This is a genomic window from Dyadobacter endophyticus (genome assembly GCF_014641595.1).
GTDB lineage: Bacteria > Bacteroidota > Bacteroidia > Cytophagales > Spirosomataceae > Dyadobacter > Dyadobacter endophyticus.
Map to the genome: position 1 here is coordinate 1323055 of NZ_BMIA01000001.1, position 19286 is coordinate 1342340.

The window sequence follows — 19286 nt, forward strand, 5'->3', positions numbered from 1 at the left end:
TGAATGCTCATGGACAAGTATCTGTGGCTCATACCCGCCCTGCCGCTCGGCGGATTCTTCATACTCGCATTGATAGGGAAAAACATGTCCAGGACATGGGTGGCGACTGTCGGAGCGGGGAGCATCTGCCTGTCCGCGCTGGTCACATTCGTGGTAGGCGGCGCATTTTTATCGGGTATGCCCGAAAACACGGTATACACACAGACTTTATGGACGTGGTTTGAGGTGGGTGAATTTAGCGCAAAGATTACCCTCTCGCTCGATGTTCTTTCACTGGTTTTTGTTTTTGTAATCACATTCATCGGCGCGCTGATCCATATTTATTCTACGGCTTTCATGGAGGCTGACAGAGATTATGCACGCTTTTTCGCCAGCATGAACCTGTTTGTGTTCTCCATGCTGGTACTGGTGCTGGCCGACAATCTCTTGCTGATGTACCTGGGTTGGGAAGGAGTGGGGCTGTGCAGCTACCTGCTCATCGGCTTCTGGTACGAACAACCCACTAACGGTAATGCTGCCCGCAAAGCGTTCACCGTCACCCGGATTGGCGATGCGGCCATGGCGATTGGGCTGTTTATGGTATTTCAACAGGCTGGTACTTTGGTTGTTTCCGACATCGGGGCTAATGCGTCCGTGATCTGGCAGCCCAACAGCGCGACCGTTACCATTACCGCCCTGCTGCTGCTGGCCGGGGGACTCGGTAAATCGGCCCAGTTGCCGTTACAGACCTGGCTACCGGATGCGATGGCGGGGCCTTCTCCGGTGAGCGCGCTCATCCACGCGGCTACAATGGTAACCGCAGGCGTGTACCTGGTGGCGCGTATGCATACGATCTTCGCCCTTTCCGAAACCGCCCGCCTCGTGGTCGCGATTATAGGAGCTGCAACCCTGCTGCTCGCAGGATTGACGGCCCTTACCCAGTACGACATCAAACGGGTGCTGGCCTACTCGACGATCAGCCAGATCGGCTATATGTTCCTCGCGCTGGGCGTAGGTGCCTGGACGGCAGCCGTGTTCCATTTTATGATCCATGCCTTTTTTAAAGCATTGCTCTTCCTGGCCGCAGGTGCGATCATCGAATCGCTTCACCACGAGCATAATATGTTTAAAATGGGAGGGTTAAAAGACAAAATGCCTGTCGTGTTCTGGACCTTCCTCGCAGGGGCGATATCCTTGGCCGCAGTACCGCTCATCAGTGCAGGGTTTTACAGTAAGGATCAGATCCTTTGGTATTCCTGGTCGGCAGATGGCGGTAGTCCGGTGCTTTGGGCCGTGGCGCTGGCGGGCGCATTAATCACTGCCACATACACCACGCGCATGATGATCCTGACATTCTGGGGCGAGTCGCATACGCACATCGGGCACCTGCCGGGCAAGCGCATGACCGTGCCACTGGTAGTGCTCGCCGTTTTCTCGGTTTTCGCCGGGTTTATTGAGCTACCCCATAATTTCGGACATTTTACGCTCTTCTCAGATTTTTTGCATCCCGTTTTACCCGAAACAGCCATGCAGGAAAATATCCCTTCCGAGTGGCTGTTTCAGCTTTTGGCGGCACTGGCCACCCTGGGCGGCATATTCTTGGGATACTATTACTACTACCAGCAACCGGCACGGATCGCAAGCCTTCGCCAGAATGGCCTGCTGGTGAGGCTTTACCGCTTCTGGTTTTCCGGCTGGGCTTTCGACGCGCTGTATGATCGGATGCTGGTGAGGCCATTCGTCTTCATTGCCAGGATCAATAAATCCGACATTACCGATAAGCTTTATACCGGCATAAGCGGTATGACCGGGGAAATGTACAAGCTGCTTTCAAGAACGCAATCCGGGTCGCTCCGGTGGTATATTATGGGGCTGGTCGTTGGTGCAATTCTCATCCTGGGTATTCAGATAATGCTATGATGCTCGTTCTTTTGATCACGGTTTTAATGGCAGGCGCTGTGGTGGCAGTCCTCGCCGGAGAGTGGAACAGGAACTTCCCACGATGGATCGCACTGGTGGCCTGCGTCATCGGGCTGCTGTTGGTTATTACGCTGTGGGCTGGTACCGGCCATTCGGTTGCAGACAGTCAATGGCTTATGGATTACCGTAAAGAATGGATTCCCTCTTTTGGCATTACCTTTCACCTGGCCGTCGACGGGCTGAGTTTGCTTTTGCTGGCGTTGACATTTTTCCTGGGTGTTCTGGCCGTACTGTGCTCCTGGGACGAAATCCGCGAGCGAACCGGTTTTTACTATTTCAATCTACTCTGGATCCTGGCTGGTGTCGCCGGGGTTTTTATGGCAATGGACCTATTCCTGTTCTACTTCTTTTGGGAGGTAATGCTCATTCCGATGTACTTTCTGATCGGGATATGGGGAAGCGAAAACAGGGTATATGCGGCATATAAGTTCTTTATTTTTACGCAAGCGAGCGGCTTGCTAATGTTCCTGGCCATATTGGGCCTGTATTTCATCCACGGACGCGACACAGGCACGTACACATTCGGCTATTTTGAACTGGTTAATACTGTAATCCCTTTTAAAACTGCTTTCTGGCTGATGTCGGGCTTCATGATCGCATTTGCCGTCAAACTGCCCGTGTTCCCATTTCACACCTGGCTGCCCGATGCGCACGGGGAAGCGCCTACTGCCGGAAGTCTCATTCTGGCAGGATTGCTCTTAAAAACCGGTGCATATGGTATGCTGAGGTTTGTGGTACCGCTGTTTCCGGAGGCAGTGAAGGAGATGGCTGTTCCGGCCATGGTGCTGGGGGTGGTGGGGGTTATTTATGGCGCAGTGATGGCCTATTCACAAACCGACCTGAAAAGGCTGGTCGCATTTACGAGCGTCAGCCATATGGGTTTTGTGATAACGGGGATTTTTGCATTAAATGAATTGGCCCTGCAAGGGGTCGTAATGCAGCTTGTTACCCACGCCCTGAGTACCGGCGCATTGTTTTTGATGGCGGGTATGATCAAGGAACGGCTGCATACCCGCGATATCGAACAAATGGGCGGACTTTGGAGCCCCATGCCCCGGATGGGTTCGGTCGGACTGGTGTTTGCCATGGCGTCGCTGGGATTACCGGGCTTGGGAAACTTCGTGGCCGAATTCCTCATCCTGCTCGGTGTTTTTCAAGCCCAGGCGTGGATCACCGTAGCCGCTGCATCGGGACTGATATTCTCGGCGGTCTACTCCCTGCGCATTGTTGGGAAGATATTTCTGGGCCCGCGGAAGACCATGGAAACTGTCCCCGATTTTTCTCCCAGGGAAATGCTGATCATGGCTGCGCTCACGGTCTCTGTCGTTTGGCTGGGTTTATTTCCACAGCCGGTGATCGATACCGCCAAGCCCGCTATTACGGAGCTTGTCCGGTTTATGGATGTTCAAAATACGGCCTCACACGATCAGTCCTATGTCAAATAATGATTTTAACTCGCTGATGCCGCTCATGGTGCTGGCAGGCGCCTCCGTCCTGGTGATGTTGCTGATCGTGGCGCGGTTGAGCCATCGGATTATTCAGCTCGCGAGCCTGTTACTATTTGTCATCGCATTCGCTTCGTTGCTGAATATCCGTGAAATGTTGCCTTACCAGGTTGGTTCCCTGTTTATGGTCGATAGCTTTGGTGCTTTCATGATCGGGCTGATCATCTTTTCCGGATTGGTGGTCAATGTGTTTTCCTACATTTATTTTCAGGAAAAAGAAGAAGGGCCCAGGGAGTATTATGTGCTGCTTTTCCTGTGTACGCTGGGTGCATGTGTGCTGGCGGTGAGCAACCATTTCGTATCGGCTTTTCTGGGCCTCGAAATCCTTACCGTAGGCCTGTATGCACTCATTGCCTACCTTCGGAAGCGTAACCATAGCATCGAAGCTGGTATCAAATACCTTGTTCTGGCAGCGTTTTCGTCCGCTTTCCTGCTTTTTGGAATGGCCCTGGTGTATTTGCAAACGGGTACCATGTCGTTTGCCGGAATGGCGCACGTGGTAGCAACTGCCAATGTGCAGCCGTTCCTGCTCATCGGGCTGGGTTTTATGCTCGTCGGGCTGGGTTTTAAACTGGCCGTAGTCCCTTTTCATATGTGGACGGCCGATGTGTACCAGGGCGCACCCGTGCCGGTTACGGCATTTATCGCCACCGCCTCGAAGGGTGGGGTAGTGGCCGCATTGCTACGTTTTTTCGTGGCCATCGATGGTTTCCGTTCCGAACAATTACAGATGGTGATGATCGCGATCGCCATTGCTTCAATGATCGTCGGCAACTTGCTGGCATTGAGGCAAAAAAATATCAAGCGGCTTCTTGCCTATTCTTCCATTGCACACCTGGGGTATTTGCTGGTGGCATTTATACCGGGAAGCGCCGTCGTGCCGCAGGCGGTCAGCTTTTATCTGCTTACTTATTTCACTACTACCTTTGCTGCATTCGGGGTGATTACGATCCTTTCACGTGCGGAATCCGATGCTGAGGAGCTGGAACATTACAAAGCATTGTTCTGGAAGCATCCCGCATTGGCAGGCATATTAAGTGTAGCCATGTTTTCACTGGCAGGTATACCGCTCACGGCGGGCTTCACCGGTAAGTTTTATGTGTTGACCACCGGCATCGGACAGGGATTCTGGTTACTGGCTGTTGTGCTCGTGCTGAGCAGCGTAGTCGGCCTTTATTATTACTTGCGCGTGATCACGACGATGTTCGCCGGAACACGTGATTTGCTGCCCGAACCGCCCGCAAGGTATCCCGTCTTTCTGGGGATTAGCATGGTGGTCCTTTCCGTGCTCACTTTTGCCTTGATCTGGCTGGGGATCTACCCCGACGCCGTGATCGGCGTCGTTCAGGGACTTCAGTTGAAGTGACCTTTTAATATGCCCTTACCGTGAAATTCACGCCCACGCCTTTCGCGGAAAGGATGCATACCCGTAGTGTATCAGGTACTTTTTTGCCCGAATTCAGGGTCGGAGGGAATTGAGTTAGTCTTATGGGTAAATCGAGTCGCGTAAGCCGATTTTCTGAGCTGATCTTGGCAGACATTGGTTTTGTGGATTAATTGTTATGTTTGTTGTTGATAAAATGATATTGCTACCCTGCCAGTGATATGTCTGTAACCCAATATTCCGACCATGAATTGCTCTGCCTGATGCGATCTGGACAGGAAAATGGGTTTACGGAGATCTACAACCGATACTGGAAAACACTGTTGGTTACAGCAGCAAACAAGACCGGCGACCTGGATGAAGCGGAGGAGATTGTGCAGGATATTTTCGTGTCGTTGTGGAAAAGAAAAGAGGAGCTGGAATTGACCTCCTCGCTTAAAAATTACCTGGCCGTTTCGGTTAAATACAGGGTCATCAAGTCCCTGGCGAAACGGAATCTGAAAAGCCGGTTAGGCGATGGATACACTTATTACGACGTGATCGACGACTCGACACAAGAATGGCTGGATTTTGAAGAATTGCAACACCGGTTGGGAGAATTAGTAGCAGCACTGCCCGAAAAATGCAGACTGGTGTATCAGCTAAGCAGGGAGTCGGGATATTCCCAAAAACAGATCGCAGAAGAGCTCGGCATTGCAGAGAAGACCGTGGAAGCCCACCTCGGAAAAGCCCTCAAAACGCTGCGTGCAGGTCTGAATCAGTTTCTCTTCACGTTCCTTTTATAGCGCGCAACTTGTTTAGTTTAATTTTTTAAAAAAATAATACATTTTTTTGCTGTGCGACTAAGGGATTGCCCGGTTGAAAGGAACTTATAGAAAAAGCCTTTTAACCATGTCCCTGAAACCACCTGACGCACGATATCTGCATTTGGCCGAAAAATGGCTGGCCGGCACGATCACCCCCGAGGAAAAGCAGGAATTTGCGGACTGGTACAACCACGGCCAGAACGAGCATGTGCTTGTGCCCGAATCACATGCTATCGGCGAGCAGGAGCACCGCGACCAGCTACTGGCCAATATCCGTGCAGAGATTTCGAGAACAAATCAACCAAAAAGATTCTGGCTGTTCCGGCCGTCTGTTGCGGCTGCATTTGCGTTGCTGTTCCTTGCGGCAGGGACTTATTTTTTTATTCCAAACAAAAAACCTTCGCCCCAAACACCCCTAGCAACAACTACCGACATCGCTCCCGGTGGCGATAAGGCGACGCTTACACTCGACGACGGTTCCGTCCTTAAACTGGATGAACTGGCCGACGGGGCGCTTCAACAGGAAAGCCATTTTAGCATTAGGAAAAAAGACGGCGAGCTGATTTACGAGGCGAGGGAAGGTGCCAAAAGCGATGCTCTCAGCTATAATACCATCACCACACCGCGTGGAGGGCAGTTCAGGGTGATATTGCCTGACGGCAGCAAGGTATGGCTCAATGCCTCATCATCGCTGAGGTACCCTACGGGCTTCGATGGGGACGAGCGGCTCGTCTCACTTTCCGGCGAGGGCTATTTTGAGGTTGCCAAAGCCCGCGAAAACGGTAAGCCGGTGCCATTCCGCATTAATGTCAACGACCGCGAAATAGTGGAAGTACTGGGCACGCATTTTAATATCATGGCTTATTCGGAAGAAAAAGCGATCAAAACCACTTTGCTGGAAGGAAGCGTGCGCGTGACCAGGCCCGGGACACGAAATAGCAGCCTGCTGAGACCCGGGCAGCAATGCCTGTATGAGAGGAATAAGGGCTTTGTGGTACGGGACGACGTTGACGCCGGGGAATCTATTTCCTGGAAAAATGGCATTATCTCGTTCAAAGACGCCGATATCGAAACGATTATGCGGCAGATCGCGCGGTGGTACGATGTGCGGGTCGAATATCAGGGCGAAATGCCGCATCGCCTGTTTACCGGTGGTATTTCCCGGAAGTCCAACCTTTCGGGTGTATTAAAAGTGCTGGAATTGAACAATGTCCATTTTGAAGTTAAAAACAAGGTCATTGTAGTAAGCCCCTGAAAAGAAAACCGGAAGTGCGACCAACACTCCCGGCGGTTACCATCCCGAAGGAAGGTAGTTCAGGGCCAACGGCAAAGAATCTTCTCACAGATTGTTTTTCATTTAACCCAAACAAAGCAAAAGTATGAATTTTTGTACTTACGGCATTTCTGTTGCCCAAAAATCAAGTCGGCTTTCGGGGAATCGTCCCTGGAAACTGCCGACGCTGGTCCGGCTCGACCCGATCATTAAAAAACGAATCGTCATGCGGATTAAAATTGCAGTCTTTCTGATCACTTGCGCGTGCATCCACGTATTCGCGGAGGGGAATGCCCAGACGGTCACCCTGTCGAAAAAGAATGCATCTCTGGAAAAGGTTTTCAAGGAAATCAAAAGCCAGACGGGCTACATTTTCTGGTACGAGAGCGATCTGCTGGATGCATCCAAAAAAGTAAGTATTTCGGTTCGTAATGCATCGATTCCCCAGGCGCTGGATCTTTTGCTTCGAAACGAGTCGCTGCAATATACGATCATAGATAAAATGATCGTGATCCGAAAGAAGGAGCCGCCTAAGCCCGAACATGGAATGGCCCCCATGATCCGCAGGGAGCAGGTGCCGGACTTTTCGAATGGGTTTGCACATAAAGGGAATATCATCAGCGCGGCTGGCAAAATCGGCGATTACCGCCTGCCCGATATTCGTGTACAGGGCAGGGTTACCGATGAAAAAGGCGATGCGCTGCCCGGCGTGAGCGTTTTGTTGAAAGATACCCAGCGGGGAACTACCACCGACGAGAGCGGGCATTTCCAGCTGGAAGTACCCGACGGCAAGGCTGTGCTGGTATTCTCGTTTGTGGGTTACCTGCCGCAGGAAATGCAGGTTGGGAACCGTTCAAAGCTGGATATTGCCCTGAAAGTGGATACGAAAGCGCTGGAAGAGGTGGTCGTGGTAGGTTATGGTACGCAAAGGAAATCGGATATCACGGGAGCCATTGCGTCGGTGAACGAGCAATCGCTCCGAGACGTGCCGGTAACCAATCTTTCGGAAGCATTGCAGGGCCGGGCAGCCGGGATCGACATTCAGAAAAACGGCGGGAACAGCAAGCCCGGATCGCCGCCAGTGATCCGGATCAGGGGTAACCGCTCGCTGGGCGCCGGCAACGACCCGTTGTTTGTGGTCGATGGGTTACCTTTCAATGGGAGCATCAACGACCTCAATCCCGACGACGTGGTGTCGGTAGAGGTCCTTAAGGACGCTTCATCGACCGCTATTTACGGCTCGCGGGGTGCCAATGGCGTAATACTGGTCACAACCAAACGCGGGAAGGATGGCGGAATGCAGGTTTCGTACAGCGGCTATGTAGGGGTTACCAGAAACCTCGGCAAGTTTCACATTATGAATGGCCCGCAGTTTCGCGACCTCAAAAAATGGTCCCGGATCAACGGTTCGGCGCCGGGTACCTACTCCGGACTGGACGATCCCAAGTTTATGACCGATGGTACCTTTGACCCGCAGGAGGTGGAATCAATTAATACAAACAGGAGCACCGACTGGCAGGACCTTATCTATAAAACCGGCATTATGACCAACCACCAGATCAGTGTTTCGGGCGGGACCGGTAAAACCCAGTATGCATTCTCCGGAGGATATTTTAAAGAGACCGGCATTTACCCCGGTCAGGGATTTGACCGCTATGCCGCCAAGCTGAGTATCGATCAGCAACTGGCACGCTTCATCAAAGTCGGGCTGAGTTCGATCAATACCTTTACCCGCATTGAGGGGGAGAATGCCAATCCGATGGGGCAGGTGCTTCGCGCAAGTCCGCTTACCACGCCTTACGACGCCAATGGAAACTTGTGGGGCTTTGTGCCGGGAAGTGCGAACCAGGTCTGGAACCCGCTCGCCAATTTCATCGACGGGGCCGCCGCTGAGAACCGCCGTCGCCTCGGCACTTTTACGACCGTCTATGCCGATGTAAGCCTGGCGAAGGGCCTCAGGTACCGGTTCAACGCCGGTGCGGAGGTGCGCTCGGATGTGTACGGAAATTTTTACGCCAGCGCCACTTCCAATAACCTGGGGGGCTTGTCGACCTCCCGGAATAGCACCGGCTTTCGCACGGATTACACGCTCGAAAACATGGTTATTTACGATAAAACCATTGCAGGCCGCCATAAGCTGAACTTTACAGGCTTATATAGCTTGCAGGAGTCGCAGAACCAGACCAACGAGTTCAATAACAACACAATCCTGGCCGATGTGCTGGAAAACACCAATCCGCTACTGGGCGCAAACCTGACGGGCACGGGTAACTATGAGAAATGGGCGATCATTTCGTACATGGGCCGGTTGAACTATGGTTTCAGCGACAAATACCTCGTCACACTCACCATGCGTTCGGACGGTTCGTCACGCCTAGCCCCCGGCAACAAATTTCACGTGTTCCCATCCGCAGCGGTGGCCTGGAACCTGACCGAAGAGGCATTCATGAAATCTATGACCGACATTACCTCCCTCAAACTGCGGGCAAGCTATGGTACGGTGGGCAACCAGGGGATCAGCCCGTATTCGACGCTCGGTAAGCTGACGCCTTTGGTTTACAACTACGGTTCTACAAACGTTACAGGCGCTTATCCGACCAATACCCCGAACCCTTCGCTGGAATGGGAGTACACGAGCTCTTTTAATGTGGGGGTTGATTTTGGGTTACGCAACAACCGGATCAGCGGTTCGGTGGAGTATTATCAGCAGAAAACCAATAACCTGCTTTTGCCGCAAAACCTGCCGCCTACGACGGGCATACCTAACTCCATTTTAACCAATGTAGGCAAGACCGAAAACCAGGGGCTGGAAATCCAGTTGAGCCTGATCAACATTCCCGGTAACGGCAGGGACAAATTCAGCTGGACCACGGATCTGAACCTTTTTCTCAACCGCGGCAAAATTGTGCAGCTGGCCAACAATGTGACGCGCGACATTAACAACAACTGGTTTGTCGGCCGGCCTGTCGGGACTATTTTTGATTACAAAAAGATCGGGATCTGGCAAAATACCGCTGCTGATACCGCAGCGGCCAAAAAGCTGGGCCTCTCGGTAACCGGCACCGGTTCGGTGATAGGGACGATCAAGGTTGAAAACACCAACGGCGACGAGGTGATCAATGCCAATGACCGCGTGATTCTGGGATCGCAGCAGGCGAAATGGCAGGGAGGGTTTACCAACCGTGTGGCTTTTAAAGGGTTCGATTTTACCATCGTCGGATTTGCCAGGGTAGGCGGGCTGCTGATCAGCAGAATGCATAACAGCGGCTTTGCCAATACGTTCCAGGGTAATTACAACAACCTGGTGGTAGACTACTGGACACCGACGAACGGCCAGAATTACTATCCGAAACCGAACTCCGCTGCGACCAACACGCCGTTCAATTCGACAATGGGGTATTTCAATGCAAGTTTCCTGAAAATCAGAAGCCTTAGTCTGGGTTATAATTTGCCGCAGGGGCTTTTGAAGCGTGTGAATTGTAAATCCGTCAGGTTATATGCGACCGCCAACGATGCTTTCATCCTTTTTTCGCCCTACCGTAACAAGTACAACGGCATTGATCCCGAGGGTGGTTCTATCAATGTTGATACACCAGCTACCTACTCGCTATTGTTTGGTTTGAATGTAACTTTTTGAAATACTGATATTTACTGATATATGAAAAAGATATTATCCATAGCGGCGGTCTGTCTGATGGGACTGCTGCCATCCTGTGACGACAGGTTGATCGAAGAGCCCAAGTCTATTCTCACACCGGCATTTTTTAGCACTGCACAGGGTTTCAGGTCGGGGCTGGATGCCGCGTATGCAGGCACGCGCATGTTCTGGGGCAACCAGGATTTGTTTACGATCACCGTCATCGGTACGGATGAATTCTTCACCGGGCAGGACGGCAACAACAATATCAACAAGTACAACAGCAACTATTTGCCAAACAATGGGCAGGTAACCAACACCTGGACAAACTGCTACACTTTTATCAATACCTGCAATGGCCTGGTCGACAATGCCGCGAAAATTACCGGGATCGATGAGACGGAGAAGAAGAAAATGGTAGCCGAGGCCAAATTCCTGCGGGCCAATTTTTACTTCATTCTCGTTCAATTCTGGGGGGATGTGACCCTAAACAAAAATTTTCAGTCATTGCCCAGCACGTCAGCCACCCGCCAGCCTATGGCTGAGGTTTACGACTTCATTATCGAGGATTTGAATGAAGCCGTAAAAACGCTTCCCGCGAGTCCGGTTGCGGGCGGGGTAATGCCGGGCAAAGCTACGGCTGCTGCGGCAAAGCATGTTTTGGCCAAGGTGTATCTCACACGTGCGGGCTCGGCCGCAGCCAAAGCGGACGATTACAAGAATGCCTATACCATCGCTTCGGATCTCATCAACAACAGTGCTTCCCTGGGCCTGGGCCTTTTGCAGGATTTCGGGCAAGTGCATGCCGAGGGAAATGAAGGCAGCAAAGAGGTGTTGTGGACGGTTCAACATACATCCAATCTGGCGTACAATGGTCCTAACAACAGCGGAGGCGCGGATAATGTGCTGAACCACATGTGGGTGCCGCAATATGAAAACCAGCCGGGGATGAAGCGCGATGTCAGATATGGCAGACCGTATATTCGCTGCGTGCCAACGCGCTGGCTTACCGATACCGCTTTTGCGGATCGTACCAACGACACCCGTTATGGCAAAACCTTCCAGACTGTCTGGTATTCCAACAATGCTTCTTCCATTTCCCGCTGGCCTGCAACGCTGCCCCCCGGCGCGCCGGCCAATGCACAACCTGGTGGTTTGAAGTTCAGCGTGGGCGACACGGCCATTTATATGCCTGGTAAGGACGTTTCTAATGCGGCCGTCGCGGCAGCGCCTTACCTGCTGATCCCGCCGAGGAACTACACGATCCGCTTGTCGCCGGCGATGTTCAAGTATTTCGATACCAAACGTGCCGATTTGAATTACCCGTCGATCCGGCCGGTGATTGTATACCGGCTGGCCGAAACGTACCTGATCGCCGCCGAGGCGTTGCTGATGGATGGCCAGGCTGCTGCGGCGCTACCGTATGTCAACGCAGTTCGCCAGCGGGCTTCGTTCCCGACCGGCAATGCGGAGGCGATGAAGGTGAAAGCCTCTGATCTGACATTGGACTTTCTGCTCGACGAGCGTTCCCGTGAGTTATGCGGCGAAAACATGCGCTGGTGGGACCTGGTCAGGACTGGTAAGTTGGTTGACCGGGTCAAAAAACATAACCTGGAAAGCGCGCCTAACATCCAATCTCCCAAACACCTTCTCCGGCCGATCCCTCAGAACCAGATCGATGCCGTCGTAACTGGTGAGCCTTACCCTCAAAACACCGGCTGGTAGCCAACGATGCAGGTTTGAAATTCTTCATTTTTGGTTTGATTAGTGTTAACTTCATACACCACGCTCGCCCTACCTTCGTGCGGCAGATAATGCATCTGAATGAGAGAGAAAACCGCTTAAATTATGGCAGAATATTCAATTTGGGTAAATGGGAAACAGCACGCCGTCAACGTCCCCGAAGACATGCCGCTACTATGGATACTTCGCGATGTTATTGGTCTGAAGGGTACCAAGTTTGGCTGCGGCATGGCTCAGTGCGGGGCGTGTACCGTGCATATGAACGATGTTGCGATCCGCTCTTGCAGTTTTCCGGTTTCCGCGGTGGGCGAAAATAAAATTACAACCATTGAAGGCCTTTCCGAGCATGGCGATCATCCGCTGCAACTGGCCTGGCAAAAACATTTGGTACCGCAATGCGGCTATTGCCAAACCGGTCAGATCATGAATGCGGCTGCATTGCTGAAAGCGACCCCACGTCCTTCCGAGCAGGAAGTAGAGCAGGCGATGGAAGGGAACTTGTGCCGTTGTGGTACCTATAACCGTATCAAAGCGGCTATTCTCAGCGTTTCTGCCGAATCGTAACCCAACCTTTTAAACGCAAATCGATGAAGTATTTAGGTTTTCCGAAAGAGAAAAATGAGGTAGTTGCTTCGGAGGTCTTCAAGGCGACGAGAAGGGATTTTTTGAAAACTGGCGGCGCCCTCGCCGGTGGGTTTGTTTTGGGCATCAGCCTGTTCGGTTGCGATGCAAAAGGCAAGAAAACAGCTGCTTTTGCTCCCAATGTCTATTTACAGATTACTCCTTCCAACGAAGTGTCCATCATCGCCCACCGTTCTGAAATGGGCCAGGGCATCCGGACGTCGTTGCCTTTGGTCATTGCCGACGAGCTGGGCGCAGATTGGAGCAAAGTCCGGATCGTTCAGGCGGAAGGCGATGAGAAAAAGTATGGCAACCAGAATACCGACGGTTCATTTTCGATACGGATGTTCTATAAGCCGATGCGTGAAGCTGGTGCCATCGCCCGGCTGATGCTATTACAGGCTGCGGCCGCCAAGTGGAAGGTGCCGATCGAAGAATGTGATACAACGAATGGCCAGGTGGTTCACAAAACCTCTGATAAAAAGCTCAGTTTCGGAGATTTGGCGGAGGAAGCCAGCCAGTTACCCATTCCTGCTGCGAAAGACATTAAGCTCAAAAGCCGCGATAAGTTTACGCTGATCGGAAAGGAAACACCGATCGTGGACTTGCCCGCCATTGTGAACGGGCAGGCCGTATTTGGTATTGATGCCACAATGGAAGGAATGAAAGTCGCTGTCATCAGGCGTTGCCCGGTGGTGGGCGGGACGGTGAAGTCTTATACCGATGAGAAGGCGAGGAGTGTACCGGGAGTGCTTAAAGTAGTTCAGATCAAAGGTGCGGGCTTGCCAGCTACCCTGAACAAGCCTTTGGCCGGTGTGGCGGTAATCGCAGAAAACACGTGGGCGGCGATCAAAGGGCGCGATTCACTTGAAGTAGAGTGGGATCTCGGCCCGAATGCTTCTTATGATTCAGCCGAACAGATCAAACAGCTGGTTCAGGAAGTTTCCCGGGAACAGGGAACACCGCGGCGGAACCGGGGCGATTTCAATTCGGCAAAGGCGAATGCCAAAAAGGTCATCGAGCGGACGTACATCGCCCCGCATCTGGCACATGCGACCATGGAGCCTCCGTGCGCGTTGGCAGTTTTCAAAGATGGCGCTTGCGAAATATGGGCGTGCACGCAAAACCCGCAGGGAGCGCGGGATGTGGTCGCCGAAGTATTGGGTATTCCGGTTGATAAAGTGAAGATTAATGTGACGCTGCTTGGCGGAGGATTTGGCCGTAAATCAAAGCCCGACTTCATCGTGGAAGCAGCCATGCTGGCCAAAGAAACGGGCTATCCGGTGAAAGTCCAGTGGACGAGGGAGGATGATATCCACCACGACTACTTCCATTCGTTGAGCGTCCAGCGCATTGTAGCCACCATCGACAAGGACAATAAGTTGTCGGGCTGGAACCAGCACATTGCATATCCTTCTATTTCAGCCACTTCCGATACGTCGGTGTTGCAGCCCGATGACGGCGAAATGATGCTCGGCGCTGTGGATCTTCCCTATAATATTCCGGCCATCCGGATCGAGACACACGACGCGAAAACGCATCTTCGGGTGGGCTGGCTGAGATCTGTGAGGAACATTCCGCAGGTTTTTGCGAGCGCCACCATGCTCGATGAGGTAGCGGAAGCGAGGGGCATGGATCCGGTCGCCCATGCGCTCGAACTGCTGGGTGCGGATAGGAGCATCACCTTCAACGAGGAAATCGTCAAAGGCACTTACCCGAATTATGGCGAAGACATTGCAGCCTATCCGTGGGAAACGGGCCGAATGAAAGCGGTCATTGAGCGGGTGGCGAAAGAAGCGGGCTGGGGCCGTAAACTTCCGAAAGGTTCGGGCCTTGGCTTTGCTGCGCACAAAAGCTTTCTGACCTATGTGGCCTGCGTGGTCGAGGTAAAGGTGGACGCTACCGGCAAGGTTACCATTCCCGGTGTGCATTACGCAGTGGATTGCGGCACGGCGGTTAATGTCGACCGTATTAAATCCCAGTTCGAAGGGGGTGCACAGTTTGCGGCAAGTCTCGCACTAAAAAGCGCGATCACATTCAAAAACGGGCGGGTGGAGCAAAACAATTTTGATGGTTATCAGATTATTCGAATGACCGAATGTCCCAAAGAAATTCACGTGCATATTATGGACAGTGAAGCCAAGCCAACGGGCGTCGGCGAGCCCCCGGTACCGCCCTTTACCCCGGCATTATGCAACGCAATTTACGCGGCTACCGGCAAGCGGATTTACAACCTTCCCATCGATCTGCGGAGCTGAGGGGCGTTTATCATAGCCACTTAATTGAAAGACCAACTGAATTCCGGCCGGGAAAAGTTGGTCTTTCAGCAACACATCAACGGGATTACCGGGACTTTGCATTTTCGCTTTTTATTAATGCTATTACCTCTTCAAAGCTCATATCTTTGGCTTCACCTTCTATATTATTGTTTTTCATTAATTCCGAAACCTTTTTCCTCGTTAGAAGATTGCCACGGCTTCCCTCTTTTCTCGGAGAATCAGCGGGTTCAATTGACTTGGTATCAATAAATACGATGTATCTCTTACTATCAGTACTGTCTTTTAGAGCCTTGTTCCAGGTAATGGAACTGTTAGCGAGTAACCCTAAGGCTCCCCCACCGTACGGGTTTACAGAACCGGCTTTTACCCTGTTGAAGGTACTCTTGTCTAAGAGTGAAAGGCAGTAACGGCCTACAACATCCAGTTTAATAAAAATACCATTTAGAAAATCATCGGAATAGATCATGTTGAAATAATAACTTTCGCCTCGCTTTATCGCCCAGGTCGATCCAGCTCCTTTTATCCTTTTCTTTGTCTGAATATCGAGGATTTTTTTCGTAATAAAATAAGCATCTCCGGAAGAGCGAACCTCCAAAAGGGCTTCCGTTTTATTATCGGACAGGAAATCCATTGTGGTCGGAAAAACAGACACAACTTCGGCCTCATTTTGCGCCCAGGCGCTTGTAGACAAACAGAAAAAAACAAAAAGGTATACGTTTCTCATTTTATATAATATTCTTTTCGAAAATATAGGCAAACTCATTAAATCATAAAGTATTTAATTAAGCATTTACCAAAGTTAAATGTAGCAAAATAATGTCATTTCAACCTCACCAGCGGGTGGTTCAAACCATTGACATCATTTTTAACGATTTTATACTTCGCCAGGCTCTTAAATAGTTGGGTCAATGTTTTAAACCCGTAGGTGCGGGCGTCGAAACTGGGGTCAATTTTCCGGAGCGAGGTGCCTATTTTGGAAATGAATGCCTCTTCCTCCTCATTGGCCGATATTTCGAATGCCTTGTCGATAATGTTCATATCGATCTTTGGGTACCTGTGTTTGGTCTCCTGCTTTTTCGGCTCTTTCTTAACGATTTCTTTCGGGGTGATATCCACCTTCTGAGGCTCGGGTTCCTCTGTATTCGTATCCAGTTCCACCACGAGGTTTTCGCTGAATGTGAAGATCTCGCAGGAATTTACAAATGCGATGGGTGTATTTTTTCGCCCGATACCCATTACGAAAAGTCCTTCTTCCCTGATTCTCTTGGCGAGTCCCGTGTAATCGCTGTCGCTGGACACAATGCAAAAGCCTTCGACGCTTTTACTGTGCAGAATATCCATGGCATCAATAATGAGCGAACTGTCGGTCGAGTTTTTGCCGGTCGTATACGAAAACTTCTGGATCGGGCTGATCGAATGCTGATTGACAATTTCCTTCCAGCTGTTCATATGAGGCGTAGTCCAGTCGCCATATATGCGCCGGATAGTTGCTTTTCCATATTTGGAAACTTCTTCTAAAGTCTCCTTCATCAATTTGGCCTGCGCATTGTCCCCGTCGATCAATACAGCGATGTTGAATTTGGTTTCACTCATAGGTTTGAATCGTTTTCGAATTCTAACTTACAGAATATATTCCATCAGGCCGCGATGCCGTCACTGTTTTCAACCGGTTAATGCGTGACCTTTCGCTGCATAAAACGCGTGTAGATAGCCGCTCCCTGCCGGTTCAGATGATGCGCATCGAACAGGTTTTCGGGTTTGAAAAGTGCATCGAACAAGTTATGCTCCGGCAAGGGGATCAGGTTTTCCACCGGCAGAAAAGGTGTAACCTGTGATAGTACCAGGTATTCGTCCCGGATAATGTTATTGGGAAAATAGAAGATGACTTTTTTTTCAAGCAGCCTGGCCCGTGCAATCAGTTTAATGAGTTGGGAAACATAAAAAGTATTTCGCACGGAAGGCGGGCGTATGGCCAGCATTTGAGCTGTGACACTTTTGTTCGCGATGATCCGGTCGCTGGTCTTCGACAGTGCCGATGCAACGTATTGGTGCCCGTTGGCGAGCAGGTTGGCATTGCCCTCGATCGGATCATCCTCCGGATTTAACGCTTTTTTGACGGATGCGATTTGCGGAGCAATGGAGACCATTTGAAACAGTGTCGTGTTGAGGCCATCCAGGAAGCTGCCGACTTTGTCATGAAAGTCGATACTCGGGCAATCAGCGAGCACATTGGCCCGGAAAACGGCATCCTGAATAACCTGTTGCGGCTGCAATGCCACGGTGCTGTAATCGAGTGCGCTCAGTTCAATATAGATGGTTTTGACGGCCGGACTGTCGGAGAGGATTTCATTCGCTATTTGAATGGAGCTGTAAGGCGAAAGGCTGAATATGCCAAAATTATAACTACGGGTTTTCTGTCCGTTCAGAGAGTCGAATAGCGCCGGATCGATTCCGTAAAGGGTACGGCTGGTACCGATGAAAACGACATTCGGGTTGAAGGTGTTGTAAAGCTTTTTCCGTGCGGCAATGTCGCGGCGAGGGTCTGTATAATATTGCGCGACGATCAGCGCCACGATCATTTTGAAGGCAATGATCAGCAGCAGCCACTTTGTAATTTTAATGATCATAATGCCGACATTAGCTAACGATGGGTCAGAACTGGATGTAATAGAAATTGGCTACCGATGGTCTTCCGAATATCAGCACCAGCTGGACAAGCAGCAGCATGGACAATGTTTGATAAAATGTGTCTTTTTTTAGCAGGTACGAAGCAATATCTTCTTTCTCGCCCATTTTGTAGTTAAAAAAATCCATGACGAGGAACAATGCAATCGTCAGCAAAAGGCTTGATGTAAGTAATGATCCCGCACCGGATTTAAACCCGAACATGCTGCTATACAGCCGGATACCGCTGCCTAATTCCGCCGCACGGAACCATCCCATGATCAGGGTGCCGGTGAGAAGTCTTACCGCCACTCGCCAGACATAATGTACCTGCGAGCCGGTCGAAAGTCCTAGCCTGGCGAGACCCGCGCTGGCGTAGAGCTTCGACCAGAAATGTTTCGTGCGCATTTCAAAATTGATGTAGGCCCATTGCAGCGTTCCCCAGATCACAAACGACCAGCTAGGCCCGTGCCAGAGCCCAGTAATGACGAAGGTTACCAGCCGGTTGAATTCGAGGCGCTTCTGGTTTGTAACGCCTTTGCTGATGTTGAAAAAGATGTAGTCGCGGAACCAGGATGTGACTGTGATATTCCAGGCGCTCCATGATTCTGTGCGCGACGGGGCGAAATAGTACCTGTTTGAAAAGTTTTTAGTCAACCTGATCCCGAACAACCGCGCCGAGCCGGTAGCGATGTCGGTGTAGCCCGAAAAATCGCAATATAGCTGAATAGAAAACAGCAGAATGGCCAGCGTAACGGAGATGCCTGTATACGATTCGGGACGATCGAAAACAGGGCTGGTAATGTCGGCAAACCGGGCTGCGAGGACTATCTTTTTAAATAAACCCCAGACAATGAAGTAAATACCCGCTTTGATATTTTCCCGTTCATAAGGTTTGGGGCCACGAAGCTGGGGCACGAGCTGGCGCGTGCGTTCCAGCGGGCCCGCGAGCAGGGTGGGGAAAAAACCGAGATAGATCATCAGGTAGCCTAGGTGATTTTCCGGCTTGATATACCGGCGATACACATCGTAGAGGTATCCGATGATCAGAAATGTGTAGTAGGAAATACCAATAGGGGCGATCCAGTTGAGCGCCACCAGCGACATGGAGTTGTGGACAGGGACCAGATATTTGAAAAACAAAAGCGGCGACAGGCAAATCGCGATGGAGAGCGACAGTAAAGCTTTCCGATGTCTTTTGGAATATCCCTGATTACTTAATGCTTTGCCGGCCACATAGCAGATCAGTACAAGAACTACCCATACAGCCAGGTACTTTCCACTCCAACTCAGGTTGAACAATGCGCTTGTGATCAGCAGAAAGACCCACTTTTTTGCTTCCGGTACTTTGTAATACGCTGCAACAGTGGGGAGTAGTAAAACTAAATATGTGAAATCCGTGAATTTGACCATGC

General features: G+C 51.1%; 13 protein-coding genes. 9 read left to right on the forward strand and 4 right to left on the reverse strand.

Annotation, left to right across the window (positions count from 1 at the left end; all coding sequences use genetic code 11):
• Nucleotides 1-9 precede the first annotated feature (9 nt).
• From nuoL to IEY24_RS05435, 9 genes are all read left to right on the forward strand, one after another.
• Nucleotides 10-1899: an NADH-quinone oxidoreductase subunit L gene (gene nuoL / locus IEY24_RS05395; protein ID WP_188929421.1), complete on the forward strand. Its 1890-nt coding sequence runs from the start codon at nt 10-12 to the stop codon at nt 1897-1899.
• Nucleotides 1896-3404, forward strand: a complete 1509-nt coding sequence (nuoM, locus tag IEY24_RS05400; RefSeq protein ID WP_188929423.1) for an NADH-quinone oxidoreductase subunit M — start codon at nt 1896-1898, stop codon at nt 3402-3404. Before nuoL ends, nuoM begins: the two co-directional genes overlap by 4 nt.
• Nucleotides 3394-4830 (forward strand): NADH-quinone oxidoreductase subunit N, encoded by a 1437-nt coding sequence (locus tag IEY24_RS05405; RefSeq protein WP_188929425.1) that lies wholly within the window; start codon nt 3394-3396, stop codon nt 4828-4830. The genes nuoM and IEY24_RS05405 overlap by 11 nt, the downstream gene beginning before the upstream one ends.
• Before the next feature lie 239 nt (nt 4831-5069).
• The gene (locus IEY24_RS05410; RefSeq protein WP_188929426.1) at nt 5070-5633 is read left to right on the forward strand and encodes an RNA polymerase sigma factor; all 564 of its coding nucleotides are present in this window, start codon (nt 5070-5072) and stop codon (nt 5631-5633) included.
• 106 nt (nt 5634-5739) lie between these two features.
• Entirely contained in the window at nt 5740-6909 is a 1170-nt protein-coding gene (locus IEY24_RS05415; protein WP_188929428.1) for a FecR family protein, read from the forward strand.
• Between the two features lie 124 nt (nt 6910-7033).
• Complete coding sequence (locus IEY24_RS05420; RefSeq protein WP_188929430.1) at nt 7034-10564, forward strand: TonB-dependent receptor; 3531 nt, start codon at nt 7034-7036, stop codon at nt 10562-10564.
• A gap of 21 nt (nt 10565-10585) precedes the next feature.
• Nucleotides 10586-12289 (forward strand): RagB/SusD family nutrient uptake outer membrane protein, encoded by a 1704-nt coding sequence (locus IEY24_RS05425; RefSeq protein ID WP_188929432.1) that lies wholly within the window; start codon nt 10586-10588, stop codon nt 12287-12289.
• Between the two features lie 123 nt (nt 12290-12412).
• On the forward strand, nt 12413-12871 hold the full coding sequence (locus IEY24_RS05430; RefSeq protein WP_188929434.1) for a (2Fe-2S)-binding protein: 459 nt from the start codon (nt 12413-12415) through the stop codon (nt 12869-12871).
• A 23-nt stretch (nt 12872-12894) separates the two neighbouring features.
• On the forward strand, nt 12895-15186 hold the full coding sequence (locus tag IEY24_RS05435) for a xanthine dehydrogenase family protein molybdopterin-binding subunit (RefSeq protein WP_188929436.1): 2292 nt from the start codon (nt 12895-12897) through the stop codon (nt 15184-15186).
• An 85-nt stretch (nt 15187-15271) separates the two neighbouring features.
• Here the strand turns inward: IEY24_RS05435 and IEY24_RS05440 are convergent, their stop codons facing one another.
• The 4 genes from IEY24_RS05440 to IEY24_RS05455 all read right to left on the reverse strand — a co-directional run bounded on the left by IEY24_RS05440 (nt 15272) and on the right by IEY24_RS05455 (nt 19284).
• Nucleotides 15272-15931, reverse strand: coding sequence for a hypothetical protein (locus tag IEY24_RS05440; protein WP_188929438.1), 660 nt, complete (start codon nt 15929-15931; stop codon nt 15272-15274).
• A gap of 95 nt (nt 15932-16026) precedes the next feature.
• Nucleotides 16027-16800, reverse strand: coding sequence for an NYN domain-containing protein (locus tag IEY24_RS05445; protein WP_188929440.1), 774 nt, complete (start codon nt 16798-16800; stop codon nt 16027-16029).
• A 77-nt stretch (nt 16801-16877) separates the two neighbouring features.
• Nucleotides 16878-17834, reverse strand: coding sequence for a hypothetical protein (locus tag IEY24_RS05450; RefSeq protein ID WP_188929442.1), 957 nt, complete (start codon nt 17832-17834; stop codon nt 16878-16880).
• Nucleotides 17835-17859: 25 nt separating this feature from the next.
• The gene (locus IEY24_RS05455) at nt 17860-19284 is read right to left on the reverse strand and encodes an MBOAT family O-acyltransferase (RefSeq protein WP_188929444.1); all 1425 of its coding nucleotides are present in this window, start codon (nt 19282-19284) and stop codon (nt 17860-17862) included.
• Nucleotides 19285-19286 lie beyond the last annotated feature (2 nt).